The sequence below is a fragment of the Halorussus caseinilyticus genome (assembly GCF_029338395.1).
Classification (GTDB): Archaea; Halobacteriota; Halobacteria; order Halobacteriales; family Haladaptataceae; genus Halorussus; species Halorussus caseinilyticus.
Genome location: NZ_CP119809.1, coordinates 1,688,071 through 1,711,706, shown reverse-complemented (window position 1 = coordinate 1,711,706; position 23,636 = coordinate 1,688,071). Strand labels below are relative to the sequence as shown.

Below are 23,636 nucleotides of genomic sequence, written 5' to 3'. Positions count from 1 at the left end.
TACATGTCCCTACAACGTGAAAATGTTCCCGAGACGCCCGAACGTTCAAGTACGAGAAGGGGACGAACTCGGCCCGGACGCCTCGCGCGGTTCCGGGCGCGCCGCGGGACCGCCAGTCCGACTACCCCGAGAGGGCTGAGCCAGAACGACTTCGGGCGCATCGGTAGCAGTACCGCGAGCGACCGTCGAGCGAGCGGCATCGCTGTCGCTCCGCATTCCACCGCGGGAACACCGGTAGCGACTGCTGGCGGTGAGCGAGTCGCGTCGCCAGCGGTTGTGCGAAGACACGTGACCCGAACGAGTACGGGCGTAGCCAGACCGAAAACGGTAGCGCTCGCTCGGTTCGAGTCACGCAGACGGCGGGAGCGGAAACTACGGGTTTGCATCGAGGAAGACCCCACAGCGCCGCACCGCGACGGCCGAAAACAGACGAGAGAGGCCGTCAGTAGCTACGCTCTTTCGGTTCGTAGGTCTTCGCTTCGCCTTCGAGGATGACCGGCTTGTACCAGAGTTCCGGACTGCCGTCGTTCCACGAGAGCATCGTGTGCTTGAGCCACTCGTCGTCCTTGCGCTCTTGGTGGGCTTGTCGCCAGTGGGCACCGCGGAACTCGTCGCGGGCCAACGCACCGAGCGTGATGGCTTCCGCGAGGTCGATGAGGTTCCGCGTTTCGATAGTGTGGATGAGGTCGGTGTTGAACGTGCGCGACGGGTCGTTGACGTACACGTCCTGATACGCCTCGCGGACCTCCCGGATGTCTTCGAGGGCCTGCTTCAGGCCCTCCTCGTTCCGGAAGACGTTGACGTTCGCCGTCATCGACTTCTGGAGGTCCTCGCGGAGTTCGGCGTGCTGGATGCCGTCGTCTTTCTCCATCAGTTCCTCGATGCGGGTGCGCTCGCGTTCGACCGCAGTCCGGACCGTCTCGTCGGGTTCGACGACTGCGGCCCCGCCGTCGGCGACGGCGTCCTCGTCGCTCGCGCCGACCGCGCCGGGTTCGACGGGCGTGTCGAGACCGTCCTCCTGCTCGATTTCGGGCGTCTTGCCCTTCGTAATCTCTGCCTCGCCGAGGTCCGCGCCCGCGGCGTGTCGGCCCGCGCGAGCGCCGAAGACGATGAGTTCCGGCAGGGCGTTGCCGCCGAGTCGGTTCGACCCGTGGACCGAGACGCAGGCGCACTCGCCCGCGGCGTAGAGTCCGTCGATGAGGGTCTCGCCGTTCTCGTCGGTCTCGATGCCGCCCATCTCGTAGTGCTGGCCGGGCTTGACCGGCATCGGTTCTTCGAGACCGTCCACACCCTCGAAGTCCCGCGCGAGGTGGAGGATGTTCTCCAGTCGGTCGGTGATGCGCTCCTCGCCGAGGTGACGCATGTCGAGGTAGACGTACTCGTCGTTGACGCCCCGCCCCTCGTTGACCTCCGTGAGTTCGGCGCGCGACACCACGTCGCGGGAGGCCAGTTCCCCGGCGTTGTTGGCGTATCCGTACTCGAACATGAACCGTTCGCCCTCGGCGTTGTAGAGGATGCCGCCCTCACCCCGGACGCCCTCGGAGATGAGGACCCCCGTCGAGGGGAGCGTGGTCGGGTGGAACTGGACGAACTCCATGTCTTCGAGCGGGACGCCCGCACGGTAGGCCATCGCCGCACCGTCGCCGGTGTTAGCCACCGCGTTGGTCGTGTGGTCGTACACCTGCCCGGTGCCACCCGTAGCGAGGATGACCCCGTTGCGGGCCTTGAATCCCTCGACCGCACCGGTCTTGATGTCGTAGGCGACGACGCCGTGACACTCGCGGTCGGCGGGGTCGTCGTGGTCGGTGACCGCGAGGTTCGAGACGTACCACTCGTCGTACACCTGAATCCCTCGCTTGACCACCTGCTCGTACATCGTGTGGAGCATGTGGTGGCCGGTCTCGGCCCCGGCGTAGGTCGTCCGGGCGAAGGATAGTCCGCCGAACGGTCGCTGGGAGACTCGGCCGTCGTCCTCGCGGGAGAACGGCATCCCCCAGTTTTCGAGTTGGATGGTCTCTTCGGGACTGTCCTGTGCGAGGGTCTCGATTGCGGGGGCGTCACCGAGGTAGTCCGACCCCTTCATCGTGTCGTAGGCGTGGAGTTCCCAGTCGTCTCCCTCGCGGAGCGCCGCGTTGATACCGCCTTCGGCCGCGCCGGTGTGACTCCGAACCGGATGGAGTTTCGTGACGATGGCTACGTCCGCGCCCTCCTCGTGGGCCGCGATAGCCGCACGGAGTCCGGCACCGCCGCCGCCGATTACCAAAACGTCGTGTTCGTGCATAGTTTTACCAGAATTTCAGGTTTTGCTTGACCGCTTCGCGCTTGAGTTCCTGAATGTGTTCGGTCAGCGGGATGTCCTTCGGACAGACGTTCGTACACGAGAACTGGGTCTGGCACCGCCAGACGCCGTGTTCTTGGTCCATGACGTTCAGGCGGTGTTCCTTCATGTTCTCGCCCTCGCGCTTGTCCATGGCGAACCGGTAGGCCTTGTTGATGGCCGCCGGGCCGAGGTACTGGTTGTCCCCGGCCGCGACGTTACACGAGGACATACAGGCACCGCACCAGATGCACCGCGTGGACATCTTGATTTTCTCGCGGTTCTCGCGGGTCTGTCGGTACTCTTCTAAGTCGCCGTCCGACTCCTCTTCGGGTTGGAAGAACGGCTCGACCGCGTGCATCTGGTCGTAGAAGTGTTCCATGTCCACCACGAGGTCTTTCACCACGTCCTGATGAGGTAACGGTTCGACCCGGACGGGACCTTCGAGGTCCGAAATCTGGGTCTGACAGCCGAGTCGCTGTCGGCCGTTGATGAACAGGGCGTCGGAACCGCACACGGCCTGTCGGCACGAGTGGCGGAACGTCAGCGTGGTGTCGTAGCGGTCGCGGGCGTAGATGAGAGCGTCGAGGACCGTCATCCCCTTCTCTCGGGGAATGGCGAAGTCGTCGAAGCGCGGTTCCATCTTCCCCTCGACTTCGGGGTCGTAGCGGAACACCTTCAACTGGAAGGTGTCGCCCTCGATTTCGGCGGGCGCGCCCGACACCGACTGCTGGCGCTTGGCGTCGCGTTCGGCACGCCGCCGGTCGCCGTGGGACGCCGGTTCCTCTTCGACAGCGGTCTCGGCCTCTTGTTCTACGCTCTCGGGTTGCTCTTGGTCTTGCTCTTCTGGTACTTGTGTACTCATGTTACATCACTCCGGACATGACGAGTGCGAGGTAGACGCCCTGTGCCGCCAGTGCGAGACCGGCGATAGCGAGGACACCTTTCACGGCGGTCTTCTTCGTTCCCGTCAGTCCCTGATTCAGTAGCGCGGCGTAGACGCCGTTGACGCCGTGGAACGTCGCGGTCAGGAGGAACAGAACCATGGTGGCGAGATAGCCCCACTGCTCCATGCGGGCAGTGGTCCCGGCGAACGTCACCTCGGAGGCGTGGTTCACGAAGTGGAGCAGGAAGAAGTGGAACGCCAGCACCACGACGAGAAACGCCGCCGTGACACGCTGGAGAAGCCACGAAAGGCTTCCGCTCTGGAACGAGGAGTAGCGCTCGGCCATCTTAGAACGCCCCCTCGAGGAACGTCGGGATACTTGCCAGCACGATGACGCCCGTAACGACCAACGACGCGTAGAAGCTCTTGTCCTGCGACTCCAGTCCGAGTCCGAGGTCCACGAACAGCAGGCGGACGCCGTTCAGAATGTGGAAGACGGCGACTGCCAGCAGTCCGACCTCCATGACCCGAACGAGAAGCAGGCTTTCGAGCCCCTGAATCGTGTCGGTGTACGCGTTCGCACCGGAGATAGCGGTACTCAGCACGGCGATGTGGGTGAACAGGTAGCCGACGAGTACCCACCCGGTGAACTTGTGGAGTATCCAGGCCCACATCCCGGCCGTGAACTCCCGCCACCGGCCGAAGTCTTCGACGAGGCCTCGATTGTACGATTGACTCATACTTGTCCGTTCGGGAGGTTGGACTGTGGGCAAATAGAAGTTTCTACCTACTGCCGGAGTCGAACTCCCTACCGACGTTCGGATTTCGACGCCACGTCCCGAAAGACGCTCAGGCGAGTCGCTCGCTCTCGAACTTCCGGGCGGCCCGTCGATACTCGTCGTACACCGACTCGGCCCACTCGCGCACCGCCTCGGCGTCGGTCTCGATGAGCGCGCGGGGCATCCCGTCTTCGTCCTCGACGCCGACGTGGACCAACTCGTCGTAGAGACCCAGAAAGTACGGAATCGACCCGTCGTACACCCACATCTCGACCCGCCCGGACCGCAACATCTCGGCGATTCGGTCGGCGTAGTGCGGTCGTTCTCGGAGGCGTTCCGCCACGTCTCGCTCGACCACGATGCGCTGGCGCTGGTCGCCCTCGACTGCGGCCTCCCGCCCGGCCTCCAGTTGGTTCAGGCCCACCGCCGGGAGAAGCGCCCGAAAGTTCTCGGCCTGCGACGCCACGTCCGCGTGGTGGTTGGCCGGTGCGTAGGGGTCGTCGGGCGTCGAGACCACCAGTTTCGAGTCGGTGAGCGTTCCGAAGTCGAGGTCGAACTCCTCGACCGGAAGCCACTCCAGCGCGGGCTTGAGTCGCTCCAGCGTTTCGACGCGCCGCTCGAACCGTCGGTACTCCTCGACCGCGAGTCGCCCGAACGTCGTCGGTCGGTACTCCCCCTCGGCGTACTCCACGAGGTCGTACGACTCCAGTTCCCGAACCGCCCTATCGACCGTCGAACGCGAACAGTCGAGACTCCCGACGAGTTCGCGCTTGTCTCGTCCGTCGTCCAAAAGCCGGTCGAGAACGTCGATACGTCGCTCCACAACGTCCCGTAGTGCCGTTTGCCGATACTGTGAACACACGAGTTCCACCCCAAAACTAGTCGTCACTAGCGTCGGAAATATACGTATTGGACCCGAACACCGCGTTTCTCTTCGGAACTAATCAGTCCGGTTCGTTCTGTCCTTTTCGGCAGAGGATTTTTTCTATCTCCGCTCTCTCGGCGAGCGATAGTCGGAGAAGACCCGGAATAGATACGAAACTGCTACAGGCCGTTCGGAGTCGTGGGCGGTGGGGTCGGCGTCTCTCTGGTCTCGCTCCGGGCGCGGTCGCGCTTGAGCGCCTTCCGGGTCTTGGCCGAGAGTTCGACCATGTGACACAACGGGTTGCCGGGGTAGACGACGGGGTTCTCAAGCACCCCGACGAGCAGACCGGTGAACGGCGCTTCGACGGGTTCGCTGTCGGTCTTGAATGGGTTGGTGATGGTACAGATGGTGTCGCCCTCGTAGACCAGCGACCCGCGGTCGTGGTGCATGTCTACGAGTCCGCCCGCGTCGGCCCGAATCCACGTCTTCTCCTTGGCGTCGTCGATTACCGTGCGCCATCCCGGCCACTTCACCGCCTCGGTGCGGTGGACGCCGTACTCCGAGAGGACGCTCTCTACCCCTTCGAGACCCCGGTCGATGAATTCTCGCTGGAAGCGGTGGGCCTCGCCCATCTCGATGGTGATGGTCGGGATGCCGTAGTCGGTGGCCTCCCGGCGGAGCGACCCCGTGGGTCCCTCCGAGGAGATGATGACGTTCGACCCGAACGCCTTGGCGAGGCGGGCCACGTCGGGGTTGTTCACGTCTCCCCGGACGTGTAACATGTTTGTTCGCCCGCGCGTGGAGGTGTGGAAGTCCAGACCAACGTCGCAGGGCGCGAGGAAGTTCCGGAATATCTGGTAGGCCATCCGCTTGGCGCTGGTCGAACCCTCCCGGCCGGGGAACGACCGGTTCAGGTCCCGGTCGTAGATGGGGAGGTAGCGCTCTTGGGCGAGAAAGCCGGGGACGTTGAGTACGGGGAGACAAACCAGCGTTCCGCGGAGGTCGTCGTGGTTCCACTCGTGGGCCACCTCGCGGACCACCTCGATGCCGTTGAGTTCGTCGCCGTGGGCCGCCGCCGAGAGGAACACCGTCGGTCCGGGTTCGGTCCCGTTGACGATAGTGACGGGGATGCGAACCGGGTCACCCAGATACGTCTCGCTGATGCCGTATCGGATGTTCTGGGTCTCGCCCGGTTCGACGATTCCGCCGTTGTAAGTAAACGCCTCCGGGTCTGCGTCCGAACCGGTCATACCACTCACTCGGACCCCGGCATATATAAAGGCGTGGCAGTCGCCGCGGTATCAATTACCGGAGGGTTGTTCGATGTTTTCCCTTTTTAAGGGAGGCCGTAGAATAGATAACCACCAATGACTGCAGACGGTTCAGGTGTGCGGGTCGGTGTACTCAGTCTCCACAACAGTAAAGAAACTAAGGCGATTCTCAACGCAATCGACGACCTCGGTCACGAACCCTTCTGGCTTCGGGAGGAGAACACGGCGGTTCGGGTGGCGGACGGAGAGGTCCACCTCGAACCCGACGTTGACATCGTGACGAATCGACTGTTGCTGTCGAACACCGAGCAACCCTCGGAGGCGCTCGGTCTCGCCAAGATTTACGACTCGGTTCTTCCGGTCCTCAACGACCCGAGTTCGGTCATGACGGCCATCCACAAGTTCTCGGCCGCCACCGCGATGGCCAACGAGGGCCTGCCGGTTCCCGACGCACTGCTGGCGCTGTCGAACGACCGACTCAACGACGGCCGGGGAGAGTTCGGCGAGGAAGCCGTCTACAAGACGGCAATCGGGACCCACGGCGGCGGGACGTGGAAGGTCGGCCCGGACGAACTCGTCAACCCGCGGGTAGGCGACCGTCAGGCCTTCCTGCAGGAACTCATCGAACGCGACGACACCCGTCACCGGGACCTCCGGGTGTACGTCGTCGGCGACCGCATCGTCGGCGCGATGAACCGCTACGCGCCCGAAAACGACTGGCGGACCAACGTCGCGTTGGGCGGCGACGTGGAGGACGCGACCGACAACCTGCCGCGGGAAGTGGCCGACATCGCCCGAGACGCGGCCGACACCATCGGTCTCGACTGTGCAGGCGTGGACCTCATCGAGGGTCACGACGGGTGGTACGTCCTCGAAGTCAACCCGACCGCTGGCTTCAAGGGCCTGTTCAAAGCGACCGGCAAGAGCGCCGCGCCGTACATCGCCCAACTCGCCATCGAACGCGCGGGCGGCACGGTGGACGAGCAGAGAGTCAAGGAGTTGACCGCCACGCTGGACGACTCGGTGCCCGCGTGCAAGCCCCGACCGAAAGAAACGGGGTCGGGCGAACCTATCGTCATCGGCTACACCGAGGAGGTCATCCTGAGCGGGACGAGTGGCTCAGAAACCGTGGTCGCCAAGTCCGACACGGGCGCGACCCGGACCAGCATCGACACCAAACTCGCCGCCCAAATCGGTGCCGGTCCCATCAAGAGCATCGCTCGCGTCAAGTCCGGGAGCAGTAAGTCGAGTCGCTCGCGGCCGGTCGTGGACGTGGTGGTCGGCGTCGGCGGCAACCGACACACGGTCACGGCGAGCATCGAGGACCGCGGTCACATGGACTACCCGGTCCTGCTCGGCCGGGACATCCTGAAGCACTATCAGGTGAACGTCCAGAAGCGCGTGGACGCCGAGGAAGAGGCCGAAGAGGAAGAAGAAGAGACCAACGAATAAACCGGCGGTTCGGCGTCGGTTTCGGGAGTCACGGACGCTGACCTCGCGCCTCGCTCTTCGCGTCTCGCTGATTTGCGACCGTCATTCCCAAACGTCGAAGCCAGAAGCGACCGGAGGGAGCGACGACCGAGACGCCCAGTCGGTTGGGGCGGGGTGAGGCCGTCGCGGTGGCAGTGCAGTGGCGGTGCGGTAGCGGGGCAGTGCGGTGGCGGTTCGGTTTTCAGCGGCTCAAGCCTGTAGCTGACTCCGTTCTTCTCCGCTCACGGCCGCTCTCCCTTCTCCGTCCACCGTCGTCGCGTTCCACGTCCACCGTCGTCGCCTCCCGATTGTCCGAAACCCCGACACCCCATCTTTTTGCCGGTAGCCGTGTTCTACCGGACGATGGCCGACCGTCGGGTCGAACCGACTCACTCCGCCGACCGGGACCAGTCCCACCCTGCCAGACAGACTCGCGCGGCCGAAAGTCGCCGTCGCCAATCGTGGTCCGGGTGGGGCGAGGGCCGAGTCACCGAGAAGGACGGCGTGGGCGTGTTCTTAGACGACGTGACATACGCCTTCGCCGACATCTCCGTCCTGAGTCTCCCGGTTCTGTCCGTCCTGCTGATGGCCGAGACGAGCGAGTGGTTCGGCCTGAAGGCGTTCGCGCTGGTCGCGTGGGCGACGATGGTCGTCTGTGCGGCGCTGATTCGGGGCGGGTGGGTCACGCCGCCCGCCACCGACGCCCCCGGATGGGTGGCGATGACGCCGTTGCTGGTCGCGCTTCGACTCGGCTACTACAACGGGACGCTGGCGCTCGCGGCCTACGGCGGGCGTGCGCTCGGACGGTCGGGGTCGCCGCTCGCGGGCGGTGCGTTCGCGCTCCTCGCGGGCGCGCTCTCGGTGGCGCTGTTCCCGCGAGTCGCCGAATCGTTCTACGGCGTCGTGGGGAAGTGAAATTTCTTTAGTTGTCCTTTAGAAATGTTTTTGTTTGTCTTAGGTGTGTATAAACGACCTTCAGAATAGTGGAGTTGTGTCCAGCGTCACCTCTCGTCGCGGCCGTGGCGCGCGCCGTCGGAGTCGCCACGACGACCGCTACCGCAGGAACCGCTAGAAAGAAGTCCTCGAAAGCCCCCGCCCGCTCGCGGTCGCTCCGCGGGATATTCTCGCGCCTCGCTTCGCTCGGCGCGTCGAATAGTGGCCCGCGGAGACGACCAAGCGTTGCGCGAGCGGACGGCCCCTTTCGTCCACCCACACCGTGGTTGGTCGTGCCGAGCGCGTTCCGGCAGTTGGTCCGCTTTCGCGCTACCGGCGGTTGGTCGGCCGAGCGTCTGCCGACCTGTGGCGTCTCGACGCCGGGCACCGGCGTCGAGACGCAGGGCGCGGTGCCGCGCGCATCTCTCTTCACGTAAGCCACACGCTCATCTACCTCCGGACCCTACGCCCGGCCGAATGACCGACGACGCAATCGCGGCGCTCCGAGACGACCGGTACATCGGTCCGCTGGTCGCCGAGTACGGCCCGCTCACCATCGACCCCGCCGAGAACTTCTACTCGCGGTTCGTCACCTCCATCCTGCGCCAACAGGTGTCGATGGCGTCGGCGGCGGCGACCCGCGAGCGACTCTTCGACGCCGTGGAGGTGACGCCCGAGGGCGTCCTCGCCGCCGACCCCCAGACGCTCCGGGACGCCGGACTCTCGCGCCAGAAGACCGAGTACGTCCGGAACGTCGCCGAAGCGTTCGTGGAGGAAGGCTACTCGCGGGCGTACTTCGCCGACGCGCCCGACGAGGAGGTGCTGGCCGAACTCACCTCCATCACGGGCGTCGGGACGTGGACCGCGAAGATGCAACTCATGTTCTCGCTGGGCCGCCCCGACGTGTTCCCGGTGGGTGACCTCGGCATCCGGAAGGGGATGGACGCGCTGTTCGACGCCGACCTGACGCGCTCGGAGATGGTCGAACGCGCCGAGCGGTGGTCACCCCACCGGAGTTACGCCAGCCTCTACCTCTGGCGGGTAGACGAAGACGTGACCGAGAGCGTCGGCGAAGTGACGACGCTGTAGGAACGCCGGAGGACTCCGGCACAACCGGCCGGGGACGGAACAGGGCTGAAAAGTGTGAAAAGAGCAAGAAGAGCGAAAAACAAGAAGAGTGAAAAGAGCGAAGGGGAGAATAGTGAGCCAAGAGGGAGGCCGCCAGAGCGGAGAGCGAGGGGGAAAGCGGGGACCAGTACGCGAGGACGGCGAATCGAAACGAGCGGGGAAGGGCGAACCGCCAGAGCGCGGTCGGAGAGTCCGTAGCGTCGGGGGACCTCGGGGCCGAAGGGTCGCGGGGGACGGGCGACGGTCTCCGCCTCAGACCACGCTCTCCTCGCTGGCGGCGAGGTCGAGGTACTCCACGAGCGGCGTGTCCTCGCTACTGGCGAGCGACACGTACTCGTCCTCGGCGTCGAACGTGACGGCGTCGGCGTCTTCGAGTCGGGGGAGTTGGCTGTGGTAGAGGTCGGCGAGGACCCGTTCGAAGTCGGGCGCGTCGTTCACTGACGGCGGACTGCTCGGCGAGGCGTGGTCGTCTACTTCGCGTTCCCACGTAGCCACCTGTTCGGCGAGTTCGTCAAGCGTGACCGCGCCACCCTGTTCTCGGAGGTAGTAGAGGACGTACCGTCGGCGGCGGTTCGAGAGGAGGTCCAGCGTGGCGTCGAGCGTCGGGGAGACGCCGCGGTTCTCTCCCGCGTGGCCGTCGGTCACGTCCGGAGTATCCGTATTCATCATACGATGAGTAGTGAACACTCCGGCACAAAAAGCACGGTACCTAAACGATTAGGTCCTGTCGAAGATTATCAGAGAATCTAAACTTTCTCCGGGGAACGCGGTACTAATTCGCGGAAATTCGCCGTTACTCGCGGCGTCGTCTCGGCGTCGGACCAGCATCTCCGGGGACCGTCGGAAATGCTTAACCGCCGCGAGCGCCAATCGGTGCGTGCGTACCTCAAGTCCCCGCCCGAGCAATCCCACTCGGGAGCGATGACAGCGCGGAGAACCCGGGTACGCGACACAGTGGTTCGTCACACCCGAACGTGACCGTCTACCGGTTTCGCCGGGACGACGCCCGGCGCTGGTGACAGCGCCCGTTCGCCGGACGATACCGGTTTCCAAGTCGTGGCGTCTCTCGCCACGCACGCCCGGCACGAGGGTTTGCCAGCAGACTCGGCACGCCGCCACGGATGATGCTGGAGGTTAGTGTTCCGGGCGACACTCACGCACGACAGAGCCTTCTCCGTCACTCGTCGGTTCTCTCGACGCCATCGACCGCGAGTGCTACGTCCTTCCCGAACGCTCCGGCGGGCGTCTGAAAGCCGGTCGGAGCGTCCCCGTCCCGGACCCGTTCGACCAGATGGAGCGCGCTCTGGGCGGTGAACTCGTAGGACTCGGGCGTCCGCATCCGCGAGACGACGGTCTCGTCGCCGTTCGACGCGCTTCCCCAGACGTACGTCGTGGCTTCCGCGCGCGCCGTCTTGTCCGGGCCGTCCACGAACCGGTCTACGAGACCGTGGAGGACGGATTTGACGGGCCGGGTTCCGAGAAGCCAACCGAGTTCGTTCGATAGTCGCATAAACTGGACCGCCCGCTCCGGTTGGGCGATGTAGACGGTGACGTTCGGAATACCGGTCGTGTAGTACGCGGTCGAAACGTCGCCCCACGGAATCGCCGCGGCCGTCGTCGGACCGTCGCCGAAGTCGATGGTCCGCACGTCGTGGGCCACCGGAACCTGCCGAATCGTCCCGTCGCGCCTGACCGACCCGCCCTCGCCGAGCGAATCGACGGCGGTGTGGGCGGTGCCCGGCGACATCTCGTCGAGTCCCTGAAAGCCAAGCGAGAGGTGGGTCGCGTCGGGGAGTCGGTCGGCGAGGTGGGCCGCGAGGCTGTCGGTCGGCACCACGTCGAATCCGACGCCCGGCAGGAGTGTCACGCCCGCGTTCTCGGCCTCCTCGTCGCGTGCGGCGATGGTCTCGAACACCTCGATTTCCCCGGTGATGTCGAGGTAGTGGGTTCCGGTTTCGAGACAGGCGTCCACGAGCGGTCCGCTCGTCTCCGCGAACGGTCCCGCACAGTTGAGGACGACGCTCACGTCTTCGAGCGCCTCCGCGACGACCTGCGGCGAAGTGAGACTGAACACCCTGTGGTCGAGTCCGTACTCGACGGCCTGCCGTTCGACCTTCGCGGCGGTCCGACCCGCGACGATTGGGTCGAGTCCGTCCGCGACTGCCTGCTCGGTCACGAGTCGGCCGGTGTAACCGTACGACCCGTAAATGAGGATTCGGTTGCTCATAACCGAACTGGGCCGGGCGATGCAGAAAGGAACTTCGTCTCCTCCCCGAACGAGGACTGGGCTTTTACTCTTCAGGCCCCTACCGTGGTTGATGGTCCAGCAGAACTGGAAACACCGCGGCCAGTCCGCGGAGACGGCGCGCGCCGAGACGAGCGAGTCCCAGACCGCAATCGCGGTCGAGGGACTCCGCAAGCGGTTCGGGAGCGGCGACGAGGCGGTGACTGCGGTCGATGGAGTGTCGTTCTCGGTCGAACAGGGCTCGGTCGTCGGTCTGCTGGGACCAAACGGCGCGGGCAAGACGACCATCATCAAGTCGATTCTGGGGATGGTCCTGCCCGACGCGGGAAACGTCCGGATTCACGGCATCGACGTGTACGACGACCCGCGGGCGGCCTACGCCCACGTAGACGCGATGCTCGAAGGTGCCCGCAACGACTACTGGCGGTTGACCGTCCGGGAGAACCTCCGATATTTCACCACCATCAGCGGTATCGACCCCGACTCGATAGCCGACCGCCACGACCGACTGCTGGAGAAACTCGACCTCGCGGAGAAGGCCGACGAACCGGTCCGGACCCTCTCGCGCGGTATGAAACAGAAAGTCTCGCTGGCGAGCGTCCTCGCCAGCGAGTCGGACGTGGTGTTCCTCGACGAACCGACGCTCGGTCTCGACGTGGAGAGTTCGCTGACGCTCCGCCGGGAACTCCGCCGAATCGTCGCGGAACGGGACCTGACAGTGGTGGTGAGTAGCCACGACATGGACGTTATCGAGGACATCTGTGACCGGGTGGTCATCGTCAACGACGGGCGAGTCGTCGCCGACGACACCGTGGCGAACCTTCTGCACGACTTCGACACGCGAGGCTACCGAATCACCAGTCCCGACTTCGGCGCGGCGGTACTCGGGGGTCTCCGCGACCGGTTCGAGGTCACCGCGGTCGAGCAGTTGGGCGACCGGACCCGCGTCGAAGTAGCGACCGACAGCGACGGGTTCTACGCGCTGACGGCGTACCTCCACGCAAACGATGTGACGCTCGATTCGGTCAACACGGTCGAACCGGACTTGGAGGACGTATTCGTGGAGATGACGGGCGGTGAGTCACGATGAGCGACTCACCTCCTAACTCCAGCGACCCGCGACCTGCGGGCTATCGACACCTCGCGCGCGCGGTTCTCTACCGGGAGTACCTCGTCTTCGTGCGCTACCCAGCGAACGCAATCGGGGGCATCGTCGTCTCGCTTTTCTTCTTCGGACTGCTGTTTTACGGCGGTCGGATGATTGCGGGGCAGGCGTTAGACGACTCCATCGAGGGTCTGGTCGTCGGGTACTTCCTCTGGACGCTCTCGGTGGGCGCGTACTCGGCCATCTCGAACGACATCGGGGCCGAAGTGCAGTGGGGAACGCTCGAACGCCACGTCACGACGCCGTTCGGGTTCGCGCCCGTCGCCTTCCTGAAGGGGATGGCGAAACTGGTCCGGACGTTCGTCACCTCGGCGGTCATCCTCGCCGCGATGCTGGTCGTGACCGGGACGAGCCTCCAAATCGACGTGCTGACGGTCGTTCCGGTCGCCGTTCTCAGCGTCGCCTCGGTGTTGGGGTTGGGGTTCGCGGCGGGCGGCGTCACGGTTCTCTACAAGCGCATCGGGAGTTGGCTCGGTCTGCTCCAGTTCGGGTTCGTCGTCCTCATCTCCGCGCCAGCGTTCGGTCTCGGGTGGACGAAGTTCCTTCCGCTCGCGCTCGGGAGCGCCCTGCTCCAGCGCGCGATGGTTGATGGGACCCACCTTTGGGAGTTTCCGCCCGGAGACGTGGCGATTCTCGTCGGGACCGCAGTCGGCTACGTCGCGTTCGGGTACGCCGTGTTCGCTTACGCCACCCGGCGCGCTCGGCGACTCGGCGTCCTCGGCGACTACTGACGAGTGGGGTACGCGCTCCGCGAGCGACGTGACACGTCGCTTGCGTCCGTCCTCCGGCGACGAGACGGTGCGAACGTCGCCGACAGAGGACTTCCGGACGGCTATCTATCCACGGGGCGGACGATTCTCGCAACGGTGGTCACGGCTATCGCTGGAAATATATTTTTGCTTTGGTCGTGCGCGCTCGCGTACGCGAGCGCGAACAACAATCGCTAGAGGATGAACGTCCGCCGCCGGTTCGTATCGAAATTCTACCAGTAACTACTCGTTGAGTCGTACGGGAACGTACCTCTATGTAAAGGTCCCTCAATGGACGTTCGATTCGATGGCCTTAAATTAGTCCGGGGCATTCGTAATGATGTAGGCGGCGTCCCGTGGTTCGACGCAAACGGGACGCCCGAGATTCAGAACGCTTAAGTGGGGTAGTCCCCTACTACTGAATCCGAAGAAAGACTCAACGTGATGGTCGGACGTTCGATTCGTCCGACGCTCACACCGATGAGGATTCCACCCCTGCGGTCCGCCGTACACGATGGAATCTGATGTTAGCCTTGGTAGTTCGGTGATACTCGGTTGGTCACACGACCGGTGTCGTCGAACTAACGGACCATAGAAGATAGACACGATACATGTGTCTCCGCCAGAAACCCACCGAGCCTCTGCGCTCGGCAACCATTCCGGTTGATCCTGCCGGAGGCCATTGCTATCGGAGTCCGATTTAGCCATGCTAGTCGCACGGGTTTAGACCCGTGGCAGATAGCTCAGTAACACGTGGCCAAACTACCCTATAGACCACCATAACCTCGGGAAACTGAGGCTAATGCTGGATACGAGTTCCACTCTGGAATGACGGAACTCAGAAACGCTCCGGCGCTATAGGATGTGGCTGCGGCCGATTAGGTAGACGGTGGGGTAACGGCCCACCGTGCCGATAATCGGTACGGGTTGTGAGAGCAAGAGCCCGGAGACGGAATCTGAGACAAGATTCCGGGCCCTACGGGGCGCAGCAGGCGCGAAAACTTTACACTGCACGACAGTGCGATAAGGGGACTCCGAGTGCGAGGGCATATAGTCCTCGCTTTTCTACACCGTAGGGCGGTGTAGGAATAAGGACTGGGCAAGACCGGTGCCAGCCGCCGCGGTAATACCGGCAGTCCAAGTGATGGCCGCTATTATTGGGCCTAAAGCGTCCGTAGCCAGCCAGACAGGTCCGTCGGGAAATCCACTCGCTCAACGAGTGGGCGTCCGGCGGAAACCAGCTGGCTTGGGGCCGGAAGACTTGAGGGGTACGTCCGGGGTAGGAGTGAAATCCCGTAATCCTGGACGGACCGCCGGTGGCGAAAGCGCCTCAAGAAGACGGACCCGACGGTGAGGGACGAAAGCTAGGGTCACGAACCGGATTAGATACCCGGGTAGTCCTAGCTGTAAACGATGCTCGCTAAGTATGGCACACACTACGAGTATGTGCTGTGCTGTAGTGAAGACGAGAAGCGAGCCGCCTGGGAAGTACGTCCGCAAGGATGAAACTTAAAGGAATTGGCGGGGGAGCACTACAACCGGAGGAGCCTGCGGTTTAATTGGACTCAACGCCGGACATCTCACCAGCTCCGACAGTAGGAGTGACAGTCAGTGTGATGAGCTTACTAGACCTACTGAGAGGAGGTGCATGGCCGCCGTCAGCTCGTACCGTGAGGCATCCTGTTAAGTCAGGCAACGAGCGAGACCCGCATCTCTAATTGCCAGCAGTACCCTCGTGGTAGCTGGGTACATTAGGGAGACCGCCACGGCTAACGTGGAGGAAGGAACGGGCAACGGTAGGTCAGCATGCCCCGAATGAGCTGGGCTACACGCGGGCTACAATGGCCGAGACAACGGGTTCCCACCCCGAAAGGGGACGGTAATCTCTTAAACTCGGTCGTAGTTCGGATTGAGGGTTGAAACTCACCCTCATGAAGCTGGATTCGGTAGTAATCGCGCTTCAGAAGAGCGCGGTGAATACGTCCCTGCTCCTTGCACACACCGCCCGTCAAAGCACCCGAGTGAGGTCCGGATGAGGCCACCCACGGTGGTCGAATCTGGGCTTCGCAAGGGGGCTTAAGTCGTAACAAGGTAGCCGTAGGGGAATCTGCGGCTGGATCACCTCCTAACGCACGGGACCAAGCGACACGCTTGGCCCACCACCCGTCCGTCACTACGACGGACACACGAGGGTTCCTCGACAACACTGTTGTGAGACCAACCGAGCACCTTAGAACTACCAAGGCTGACGCACACCTTCCCCGACGAGGGGAACGGGCCCATAGCTCAGTGGCAGAGCGCCTCCTTTGCAAGGAGGAAGCCCTAGGTTCGACTCCTAGTGGGTCCATACCCCGGACTGGAGTGAAACCGTGTCCCTTAAGTGGGAGACGGCGTAACGTTCAGGTCCGGAAGACCGATGCACCACCCCGTGAAAGCGCGGGTGGGAAGGGTTCGATGCACGCTCCTATACCACCTATAGGACGTGGCAATGACGACCGTATGTACGTGCAATCCAGGCGTCCACTGGATCCGACCGACCGGGTCACAGTGCGACCAACAATTCCAACAGCGTGGCTACTGTGCCAGCTGGTGGATGGCTCGGCTCGAGCGCCGACGACGGACGTGCCAAGCTGCGATAAGCCTAGGGGAGCCGCACGGAGGCAAAGAACCTAGGATTTCCGAATGGGAATCCCCACCGCAATTGCTTCGCGCAATGGGGAACGCCGGAAACTGAAACATCTCAGTACCGGCAGGAAAAGAAACCGCAAGAGATGTCGTGAGTAACCGCGCGTGAAAACGACCCAGTCCAAACCGAAGCCCTCACGGGCAATGTGGTGTTCGGACTGACACTCATCGCTCGACCAGTCTCGTGAAGTCTCCTGAAACGGAGCGCGATACAGGGTGAAAGCCCCGTAACGAGACTCAGTACGGCGTGCGTCAGCTCCAGAGTAGCGGGGATTGGAAATTCCTCGTGAATATCGCGGGCATCGACCGCGAAGACTAAACACGTCTCGAGACCGATAGCGAACAAGTAGCGTGAGCGAACGCTGAAAAGCACCCCACAACGGGAGGTGCAACAGAGCCTGAAATCAGTTGGCGATGGAGCGACAGGGCACACAAGGTCCTGCGAAAAATGACACGGGTGCAAACCCACAGTAAGAATCGTAGGAAGCCGGTGTTCTGTCGTACGTTTTGAAAAACGAACCAGGGAGTGCATCTGACTGGCGAGCCTAACCGGTGTATCCGGGCAGGCACAGGGAAACCAACATGGCCGCAGCCTTCACAGGCGAGGGCCGCCGTCTTCAAGGGCGGGGAGTCATTCGGATGCGACCCGAAACCAGATGATCTACGCGTGGGCAAGGTGAAGCGTGGCGAAAGCCACGTGGAGGCCTGTTAGGGATGGTGTCCTACAATACCCTCCCGTGACCTACGTGTAGGGGTGAAAGGCCCATCGAATCTGGCAACAGCTGGTTCCAACCGAAACATGTCGAAGCATGACCTCCGCCGAGGTAGTTCGTGAGGTAGAGCGACCGATTAGGGGCGCCGACTTCGAGAGAAGTCGGCCCCCTTGTCAAACTCCAAACTTACGAACGCCGTCGACGCGGGGAATCCGGTGTGCGGGGTAAGCCTGTGCACCAGGAGGGGAACAACCCAGAGCTGGGTTAAGGTCCCAAAGTGTAGACTAAGTGCAATCTGAAGGTGGTCTCAAGCCCTAGACAGCCGGGAGGTGAGCTTAGAAGCAGCTACCCTCTAAGAAAAGCGTAACAGCTTACCGGCCGAGGTTTGAGGCGCCCAAAATGATCGGGGCTCAAGTCTACCACCGAGACCTAGCCGCACCCGTAACACGGTGATCGAGTAGGTTGGCACTCTGTTCGGACGGAAGCGCGGACGAGAGTTCGTGTGGACCGAATAGGGACGAAAATCCTGGTCATAGTAGCAGCGTTAGTCGGGTTAGAACCCCGACGACCTTACGAGTAAGGGTTCCTCGGCAATGCTGAACAGCCGAGGGTTAGCCGGTCCTAAGTCTCACCGCAACTCGACTGAGACAACAGGGAAACAGGTTAATATTCCTGTGCCGCTATGCAACAAAACCAACGCCTTGGGAACCATCAAGCCGGGCTTTCGCCCGGTCAAATCCGAGAACTTCGTGGAAGCCGTAACGGCACGAAGCGAACGAATCCGGAAATAGCGCAAGTTGATGCTACCTAGGGCCCGTGAAAAGGGAGCATAGCGTCCGTACCGAGATCCGACACAGGTACTCTGGCGGCGAAAGCCAAGGTCTGTCGGGAACAACCGACGTTAGGGAATTCGGCAAGTTAGTCCCGTAAGTTCGCGATAAGGGATGCCTGCCTCACATAGAGGCAGGTCGCAGTGACTCGGACGCTCCGACTGTCTAGTAACAACATAGGTGACCGCAAATCCGCAAGGACTCGTACGGTCACTGAATCCTGCCCAGTGCGGGTATCTGAACACCCAGTACAATGGGGCGAAGGACCCGTTAACGGCGGGGGTAACTATGACCCTCTTAAGGTAGCGTAGTACCTTGCCGCTTCAGTAGCGGCTTGCATGAATGGATCAACGAGAGCGTCACTGTCCCAACGTTGGGCCCGGTGAACTGTACGTTCCAGTGCGGAGTCTGGAGACCCCCAAGGGGAAGCGAAGACCCTATAGAGCTTTACTGCAGGCTGTCGCTGAGACACGGTCGCTAATGTGCAGCATAGGTAGGAGCCAGTACACAGGTACCCGCGCCAGCGGGCCACCGAGGCAACATTGAAATACTACCCGTTAGTGACTGTGACTCTCACTCCGGGAGGAGGACACCGGTAGCCGGGCAGTTTGACTGGGGCGGTACACGCTCGAAAAGATATCGAGCGTGCCCCAAGATTTCCTCATCCGCGTCGGAAACGCGGAACAGAGCGCAAGAGCAAAAGGAAGTCTGACAGTGTCCTGCACAACAAGGGACGCTGACGCGAAAGCGTGGTCTAGCGAACCTATCAGCCTGCTTGATGCGGGCGATAGATGACAGAAAAGCTACCTTAGGGATAACAGAGTCGTCACTCGCAAGAGCACATATCGACCGAGTGGCTTGCTACCTCGATGTCGGTTCCCTCCATCCTGCCCGTGCAGAAGCGGGCAAGGGTGAGGTTGTTCGCCTATTAAAGGAGGTCGTGAGCTGGGTTTAGACCGTCGTGAGACAGGTCGGCTGCTATCTATTGGGGGTGTTACGGTATCTGACGGGAACGATCGTATAGTACGAGAGGAACTCCGATTGGTCACCACTGGTTTACCGGTCGTTCGAGAGAGCGCGTGCCGGGCAGCCACGTGACACGGGGTAAGAGCTGAACGCATCTAAGCTCGAAACCCACCTGGAAAAGAGATACCAACCGAGACCACTCGTAGAAGACGAGTTCGATAGACTCGGGATGTACGCGTCGAGGCAACGAGACGTTCAGTCCGCGAGCACTAACAGGTCAACGCCACACACTCATATTGCCGCACTGCACCCGGAAAGTCGGGTCCAGGCGCTATCTGGATTGCACGTACATACGGTCACACCATCGAACTACCGACGTTGGACACATGGTTCGCGGTTCGATTCCGCGAGTCGGCGTTAAGGCGGCCAGAGCGGCGGGGCGACACCCGTACCCATCCCGAACACGGAAGTTAAGCCCGCCTGCGTTTCGGCAAGTACTGGAGTGCGCGAGCCTCTGGAAACCCCGATTCGCCGCCTCCCATTCATATCAGACCCCGCGACGGCATCCCGCCGTCGCGGGGTTTGTTCATTCTGAACCACGCCCGCGTAGCGACGGCTATCGTCGGCCGGTCGGTGGCCGTCTGCGACGGCCACCGACCAACGCAACGTTCATGACTCGTCCTTCCGTCCACCAGACGATGACAGTCGCACGCACAGTCGAACTCGAGGGTCACATCATCGACTCGGGGATGATGCAGCGGTGTTTCGGCGTGGTGATGGACCTCGGCGGCAACTTCGACGTGGAAGTCTTCGACGTGGGCAAGCACAAAGACGAGGAGTCGTACTGTCGGATGTTGGTGACGGCCGACGACGAGGAGTCGCTTCGGGAAATCCTTCACGAACTCCACCAGAGCGGTGCCCACCTCCCGGACCCACCCGACGCGACGCTCGAACCCGCGCCCGCGAACCAAGTCGTCCCTCACGGCTTCTACTCCACGACGAACCATCCGACGCAGGTCAGATACGACGGCGAGTGGCTTCCCGTCGAGAACGTCGAGATGGACTGCGCAATCGTCGTGGACCCCGACGCCGACGGTGGCGCACGGGCGTACACGAAAGTTCTGAACGCTATCGACGGAGGCGACCTCGTGGTGACCGACGAGGCGGGCGTCCGCGTGGACCCGCCCGAGCGACCGCGGGACTCGAACAGTCCGTTCGGATTCATGCAGGGCGGCGTCTCGGCCGAGCGACCTTCCGAGTCACTCATCAGGGAAATCGCCGACGCTATCGAGGAGACCAAAGCCGACGGCGGGTCGGTGCTGGCAGTCGCCGGGCCTGCGGTCGTTCACTCGGGCGCGGGCGACGCCTTGGCGCGCCTCGTCCGTGAGGGCTACGTAGACATGCTCTCTGCGGGCAACGGCTTCGCGGTCCACGACCTCGAACGCGGTCAGTACGGCACCTCGCTCGGTATGGACGTGGAAACGCTCGAAAGCCCTCGAAAGGGCCACAAACACCACATCTACACAATCAGCGAGATAATCCGTGCGGGCGGCATCGAGGAGGCGGTCGAGCAGGGACTCGTCGAGGAGGGCGTGATGTACGAGTGCGTCGAGAACGACGTGCCCTACATCCTCGCGGGGTCGATTCGGGACGACGGTCCGCTCCCCGACACCATCACCGACTCGGTGGAGGCCCAGAACGCCATCCGCGAACAAGCACATGAGGCCGACCTCGTGGTGATGCTCTCGACGCTCCTGCACTCGGTCGCGGTCGGTAACTGCTTGCCCTCGACCACCCGCGTCGTCTGCGTGGACATCAACCCCGCGACGGTGACCCAACTGCTGGACCGCGGGAGCGCCCAAGCGATTGGGATGGTGACGGACGTGGGAACGTTCGTCCCGACGCTCGCGGACCAGATTCTGGACGAGTCGTAGTCTCACCCTCGGGCGTCGGCCAACGCCTCTCGATACCGACTGACCAGCGTCGCGCCGAGTCGTCGCTCGACTTGCGTGAACCCGAGCAGTTGGAGCGACTTGGCGTACGCGACTAGTCCCGCTACGCTCCCGACGACCGGAGCGGCGGCCCCCGAAACCGCGGCTTTGACGCCGAGAGCGACCGCCGCCAGCGGTATCGCCGCGACGAGGGGTTTGGCGTGGAGTCGCGTGAACGGTTGAAGTCCTTCGAGATAGTACAGCACCGCCACCTCTAGCCCGTTGTTCACCGTGAGCATCAGGACGTAACCCGCGACCAACCCCGCCAACCCGAATCGCCTCGTGAGCGGAATCGCGGTCACGGCTAGAAACGCGGTAATCACGACGTTGACCACGAGTAGCGCCCGCTGGTTGTCGGTCATCGTCAGCAGGATACCGACGCTTCCAGCGGCGCAGGCCGCGTACTGCGCGACGATGAACCCCGGCAGGAGCGGCGCGTACTTGACGAACGTCGGGCCGAACAGTCCCATCACCGCTTCCCGGTAGACCACGACCGGAATCGAGAGCGCGGTGACACCGATTAGCACGAGTCTGCTCGTGACGTGGTAGAGTCGTTTCAGCGCCTCGCGGTGGTCCTCCTCGTTGAGCGCCGCCGCGACCGGCGGGATGAACTGGTTGATGCCCATCAGGGGCAGTCGGACCAGCGTGCCCAACAGGACTCCGACCGCGAACACCCCGCCGGCGACGCTCGACAGGAACACCGCGATGAGCGGGTAGAAGCCGAGTCGCTGGGTCGTCGTGGCGAACCCGCCGAGGAAAAGCGGGAGCGTGAACCGCAGGTACTTCCGGCGGAGTCGGCGTGCCTCGGCCCCGCGGAGTCGCGGTCGGAACCCGCGTTCGCGGACCAGCCAAATCGCGGCCGCGACCCCGACCAGTCCCATGGCGGCCAAGACGCCAACCGCGGCCACCGCGAGGTCCTCGAACACGTAGGTAGCGATTGCACCGACGACCAGTTGCGCGGTCGGAAAGCCGACCCGGAGCGCGAGGTTCAGCGGGCCGACCGCTTCGATGCCTCGGAGAACCTCGGTGACGGTGAACAGCCACACTCCCGCGGGGAGTCCGACCGCGAACACGCGCAGGAGGAGTCGAAACGTCGGTCCCTCGTTGGCCGCCTCGGTCACGAGCGGTGCGGCCGCGAACAGCGCGACCCCGAACGCGGTGGCGACCCCGACCAACAGCAGACTCGCAAACGTGGCGAGGGCGTCACGCTCGTCGTCCGACGCCGCGTTGGGCAGAAATCGGCTCAAACCGCTCCGGAATCCGAGCGTGAGTCGGAGGAGGAACCGCTGGAGTCGTCGCGCCAGCGCGAACGCCCCGTAGGAACTCGCCGCGAATCCGTTGGTCAGGATGGCGGTGAACGCCAGCGTCAACCCTCGCTGGACCAGAATGGCCGGTACCGAGACGGTCGCGCCGTGGGCGACTCGCTCTAGGGCGTCTTCGAGGCGCGCCTCCGCGGGGTCGTCGGCCCGGTTCGAATCGGAAGCCACGGGCGCACTTGCCCCAACTGGTGGATAAATCCGCTGGTGTCGGGCGACCGTTTCCGCGGCATCGCGCCGAGCGTATTATTTGTTTTAGGTATTTGGTTTGTATTTACATATTAACCTATGGTTAGATTATCGTTCGATACGTGGTACCTCGTGTCACGTCATGAACTACGATAGACGAACGTTCCTCAAATCGGCCGGAAGCGCAGTCGGTGCGGCAACCGTCCTCGGCAGTGCTGGCACTGCCGCGGCCTCTGGGTCGTACACGAACCACTACTACAGCGGTTTCGACTACTGGAAGTACGTTCCGGATGGGGTCGGCGCTGGCGACCCCCTCGTGGTGATGCTCCACGGGTGTTCCCAGACCGCAGACCAGTTCCGCGAGGAGACCCAGATGAACGCGGTGGCCGACCGCGAGGGCTTCGCCGTCATCTACCCCGACCAGTACAACGCCAGAAACACCTACCAGTGCTGGAACTGGTACTACGACGCGAACACCACCCGCGGCGACGGCGAGGCCGCGGTCATCGCCGGGATGACCCAAGAGACCGTCGAGGCCGAAGGGTTGGACCCCGAGCGGGTCTACATCGCGGGTCTCTCGGCGGGTGCGGCGATGGTCCCCAACATGCTCGCGGAGTACGCAGACATCTACGCCGCGGGCGGCATCCACTCCGGACTGGAGTACGACGCGGCCGAAACCTCCTACGGCGGCACGATGGCGATGACCTACGGCGGTCCCGACCCGCAGGACCAAGGGACGCAAGCCTACGAAGCGATGGAGGACTACGGCATCACGAGCAACCTCCCGACCATCGTGTTCCACGGCACCGACGACACCACGGTCTACCCTATCAACGGCCATCAGGCCACGGAACAGGCGACCCAGACCAACGACCTCGCCACCGACGACACCGACGACGACGGGATGGACTACGACGCCGACGCGGTGAACGACGGCTACTCGGACTCCTACAGTTACACCTCCTACGAGTATCACGACGAGAACGGCCGGTCGATGGTCGAGAAGTGGATGGTCGACGGCATGGGCCACGCATGGTCCGGCGGTGCCTCGGGCGGCGAGTACACCGCGCCGGGCGGTCCCAACGCCAGCCAAATCATGTGGGACTTCTTCAAAGGCTGGACGCGGAGTGAGTGACGA

At 63.2% G+C, this 23,636-nt stretch carries 17 protein-coding genes, 1 tRNA gene and 3 rRNA genes; 12 read left to right on the top strand and 9 right to left on the bottom strand.

Going from position 1 to position 23,636, the window contains the following annotated elements; genetic code table 11:
* Positions 1–442: 442 nt before the first annotated feature.
* From P2T60_RS08595 to P2T60_RS08570, 6 genes are all read right to left on the bottom strand, one after another.
* A complete protein-coding gene (locus P2T60_RS08595) occupies positions 443–2,281 on the bottom strand; it encodes an FAD-binding protein (protein WP_276282140.1) in 1,839 nt (612 codons plus the stop codon).
* A gap of 4 nt (positions 2,282–2,285) precedes the next feature.
* Positions 2,286–3,182 (bottom strand): succinate dehydrogenase/fumarate reductase iron-sulfur subunit, encoded by an 897-nt coding sequence (locus P2T60_RS08590; RefSeq protein WP_276282139.1) that lies wholly within the window; start codon positions 3,180–3,182, stop codon positions 2,286–2,288.
* A gap of 1 nt (position 3,183) precedes the next feature.
* Positions 3,184–3,549, bottom strand: a complete 366-nt coding sequence (locus tag P2T60_RS08585) for a succinate dehydrogenase/fumarate reductase transmembrane subunit (RefSeq protein WP_276282138.1) — start codon at positions 3,547–3,549, stop codon at positions 3,184–3,186.
* 1 nt (position 3,550) lies between these two features.
* A complete protein-coding gene (gene sdhC / locus P2T60_RS08580) occupies positions 3,551–3,943 on the bottom strand; it encodes a succinate dehydrogenase, cytochrome b556 subunit (RefSeq protein ID WP_276282137.1) in 393 nt (130 codons plus the stop codon).
* 109 nt (positions 3,944–4,052) lie between these two features.
* Positions 4,053–4,805, bottom strand: coding sequence for a helix-turn-helix transcriptional regulator (locus P2T60_RS08575; RefSeq protein WP_276282136.1), 753 nt, complete (start codon positions 4,803–4,805; stop codon positions 4,053–4,055).
* A gap of 221 nt (positions 4,806–5,026) precedes the next feature.
* A complete protein-coding gene (locus tag P2T60_RS08570; protein ID WP_276282135.1) occupies positions 5,027–6,097 on the bottom strand; it encodes a succinylglutamate desuccinylase/aspartoacylase family protein in 1,071 nt (356 codons plus the stop codon).
* Between the two features lie 117 nt (positions 6,098–6,214).
* Between P2T60_RS08570 and P2T60_RS08565 the strand changes: the two genes are divergently transcribed.
* The 4 genes from P2T60_RS08565 (at position 6,215) to P2T60_RS08550 (ending at position 9,610) form a co-directional block, all read left to right on the top strand.
* A complete protein-coding gene (locus P2T60_RS08565; RefSeq protein ID WP_276282134.1) occupies positions 6,215–7,570 on the top strand; it encodes an ATP-grasp domain-containing protein in 1,356 nt (451 codons plus the stop codon).
* 381 nt (positions 7,571–7,951) lie between these two features.
* Positions 7,952–8,503: a DUF8215 family protein gene (locus P2T60_RS08560; protein WP_276282133.1), complete on the top strand. Its 552-nt coding sequence runs from the start codon at positions 7,952–7,954 to the stop codon at positions 8,501–8,503.
* Positions 8,504–8,814: 311 nt separating this feature from the next.
* Positions 8,815–8,958 carry a hypothetical protein gene (locus tag P2T60_RS08555; protein ID WP_276282132.1) on the top strand — a complete coding sequence of 48 codons (144 nt, stop codon included), beginning with the start codon at positions 8,815–8,817 and terminating at the stop codon, positions 8,956–8,958.
* A gap of 40 nt (positions 8,959–8,998) precedes the next feature.
* Positions 8,999–9,610, top strand: a complete 612-nt coding sequence (locus P2T60_RS08550) for a DNA-3-methyladenine glycosylase family protein (RefSeq protein ID WP_276282131.1) — start codon at positions 8,999–9,001, stop codon at positions 9,608–9,610.
* A gap of 291 nt (positions 9,611–9,901) precedes the next feature.
* On the opposite strand, the gene P2T60_RS08545 is transcribed toward P2T60_RS08550, so the two are convergent.
* Both P2T60_RS08545 and P2T60_RS08540 read right to left on the bottom strand, forming a co-directional pair.
* Positions 9,902–10,315: a DUF7344 domain-containing protein gene (locus P2T60_RS08545; protein WP_276282130.1), complete on the bottom strand. Its 414-nt coding sequence runs from the start codon at positions 10,313–10,315 to the stop codon at positions 9,902–9,904.
* Positions 10,316–10,826: 511 nt separating this feature from the next.
* On the bottom strand, positions 10,827–11,876 hold the full coding sequence (locus P2T60_RS08540) for a saccharopine dehydrogenase family protein (protein ID WP_276282129.1): 1,050 nt from the start codon (positions 11,874–11,876) through the stop codon (positions 10,827–10,829).
* 91 nt (positions 11,877–11,967) lie between these two features.
* On the opposite strand from P2T60_RS08540, the gene P2T60_RS08535 reads away from it, so the two are divergent.
* The 7 genes from P2T60_RS08535 (at position 11,968) to P2T60_RS08505 (ending at position 20,936) form a co-directional block, all read left to right on the top strand.
* Positions 11,968–12,984, top strand: a complete 1,017-nt coding sequence (locus P2T60_RS08535; protein ID WP_276282128.1) for an ABC transporter ATP-binding protein — start codon at positions 11,968–11,970, stop codon at positions 12,982–12,984.
* On the top strand, positions 12,981–13,790 hold the full coding sequence (locus P2T60_RS08530) for an ABC transporter permease (RefSeq protein ID WP_276282127.1): 810 nt from the start codon (positions 12,981–12,983) through the stop codon (positions 13,788–13,790). The genes P2T60_RS08535 and P2T60_RS08530 overlap by 4 nt, the downstream gene beginning before the upstream one ends.
* A 674-nt stretch (positions 13,791–14,464) precedes the next feature.
* Positions 14,465–15,935: ribosomal RNA gene (locus tag P2T60_RS08525) — 16S ribosomal RNA — on the top strand.
* A gap of 148 nt (positions 15,936–16,083) precedes the next feature.
* Positions 16,084–16,155, top strand: a tRNA-Ala gene (locus tag P2T60_RS08520).
* 218 nt (positions 16,156–16,373) lie between these two features.
* Positions 16,374–19,294 (top strand): 23S ribosomal RNA (locus P2T60_RS08515).
* A 126-nt stretch (positions 19,295–19,420) separates the two neighbouring features.
* A 5S ribosomal RNA gene (gene rrf / locus P2T60_RS08510) occupies positions 19,421–19,542 on the top strand.
* Together the 16S, 23S and 5S rRNA genes with 1 tRNA gene alongside form the textbook arrangement of a ribosomal RNA operon.
* Before the next feature lie 158 nt (positions 19,543–19,700).
* Positions 19,701–20,936 carry an ornithine cyclodeaminase, nickel-pincer nucleotide-dependent gene (locus P2T60_RS08505; RefSeq protein ID WP_276282126.1) on the top strand — a complete coding sequence of 412 codons (1,236 nt, stop codon included), beginning with the start codon at positions 19,701–19,703 and terminating at the stop codon, positions 20,934–20,936.
* Between the two features lie 2 nt (positions 20,937–20,938).
* On the opposite strand, the gene P2T60_RS08500 is transcribed toward P2T60_RS08505, so the two are convergent.
* Positions 20,939–22,480 (bottom strand): lipopolysaccharide biosynthesis protein, encoded by a 1,542-nt coding sequence (locus P2T60_RS08500; RefSeq protein ID WP_276282125.1) that lies wholly within the window; start codon positions 22,478–22,480, stop codon positions 20,939–20,941.
* A gap of 160 nt (positions 22,481–22,640) precedes the next feature.
* Between P2T60_RS08500 and P2T60_RS08495 the strand changes: the two genes are divergently transcribed.
* Positions 22,641–23,633, top strand: a complete 993-nt coding sequence (locus tag P2T60_RS08495) for an extracellular catalytic domain type 1 short-chain-length polyhydroxyalkanoate depolymerase (RefSeq protein ID WP_276282124.1) — start codon at positions 22,641–22,643, stop codon at positions 23,631–23,633.
* Positions 23,634–23,636: the final 3 nt, after the last annotated feature.

Bases quoted from the DNA above. Each gene is read 5' to 3' on its own strand.
- P2T60_RS08550 (WP_276282131.1), top strand. From the start codon at position 8,999: ATGACCGACGACGCAATCGCGGCGCTCCGAGACGACCGGTACATCGGT.
- P2T60_RS08495 (WP_276282124.1), top strand. From the start codon at position 22,641: ATGAACTACGATAGACGAACGTTCCTCAAATCGGCCGGAAGCGCAGTC.
- P2T60_RS08585 (WP_276282138.1), bottom strand. From the start codon at position 3,549: ATGGCCGAGCGCTACTCCTCGTTCCAGAGCGGAAGCCTTTCGTGGCTT.
- P2T60_RS08540 (WP_276282129.1), bottom strand. From the start codon at position 11,876: ATGAGCAACCGAATCCTCATTTACGGGTCGTACGGTTACACCGGCCGA.
- P2T60_RS08560 (WP_276282133.1), top strand. From the start codon at position 7,952: ATGGCCGACCGTCGGGTCGAACCGACTCACTCCGCCGACCGGGACCAG.
- P2T60_RS08545 (WP_276282130.1), bottom strand. From the start codon at position 10,315: ATGAATACGGATACTCCGGACGTGACCGACGGCCACGCGGGAGAGAAC.
- P2T60_RS08530 (WP_276282127.1), top strand. From the start codon at position 12,981: ATGAGCGACTCACCTCCTAACTCCAGCGACCCGCGACCTGCGGGCTAT.
- P2T60_RS08535 (WP_276282128.1), top strand. From the start codon at position 11,968: ATGGTCCAGCAGAACTGGAAACACCGCGGCCAGTCCGCGGAGACGGCG.
- P2T60_RS08595 (WP_276282140.1), bottom strand. From the start codon at position 2,281: ATGCACGAACACGACGTTTTGGTAATCGGCGGCGGCGGTGCCGGACTC.
- P2T60_RS08590 (WP_276282139.1), bottom strand. From the start codon at position 3,182: ATGAGTACACAAGTACCAGAAGAGCAAGACCAAGAGCAACCCGAGAGC.
- P2T60_RS08505 (WP_276282126.1), top strand. From the start codon at position 19,701: ATGACAGTCGCACGCACAGTCGAACTCGAGGGTCACATCATCGACTCG.
- sdhC (WP_276282137.1), bottom strand. From the start codon at position 3,943: ATGAGTCAATCGTACAATCGAGGCCTCGTCGAAGACTTCGGCCGGTGG.
- P2T60_RS08565 (WP_276282134.1), top strand. From the start codon at position 6,215: ATGACTGCAGACGGTTCAGGTGTGCGGGTCGGTGTACTCAGTCTCCAC.
- P2T60_RS08570 (WP_276282135.1), bottom strand. From the start codon at position 6,097: ATGACCGGTTCGGACGCAGACCCGGAGGCGTTTACTTACAACGGCGGA.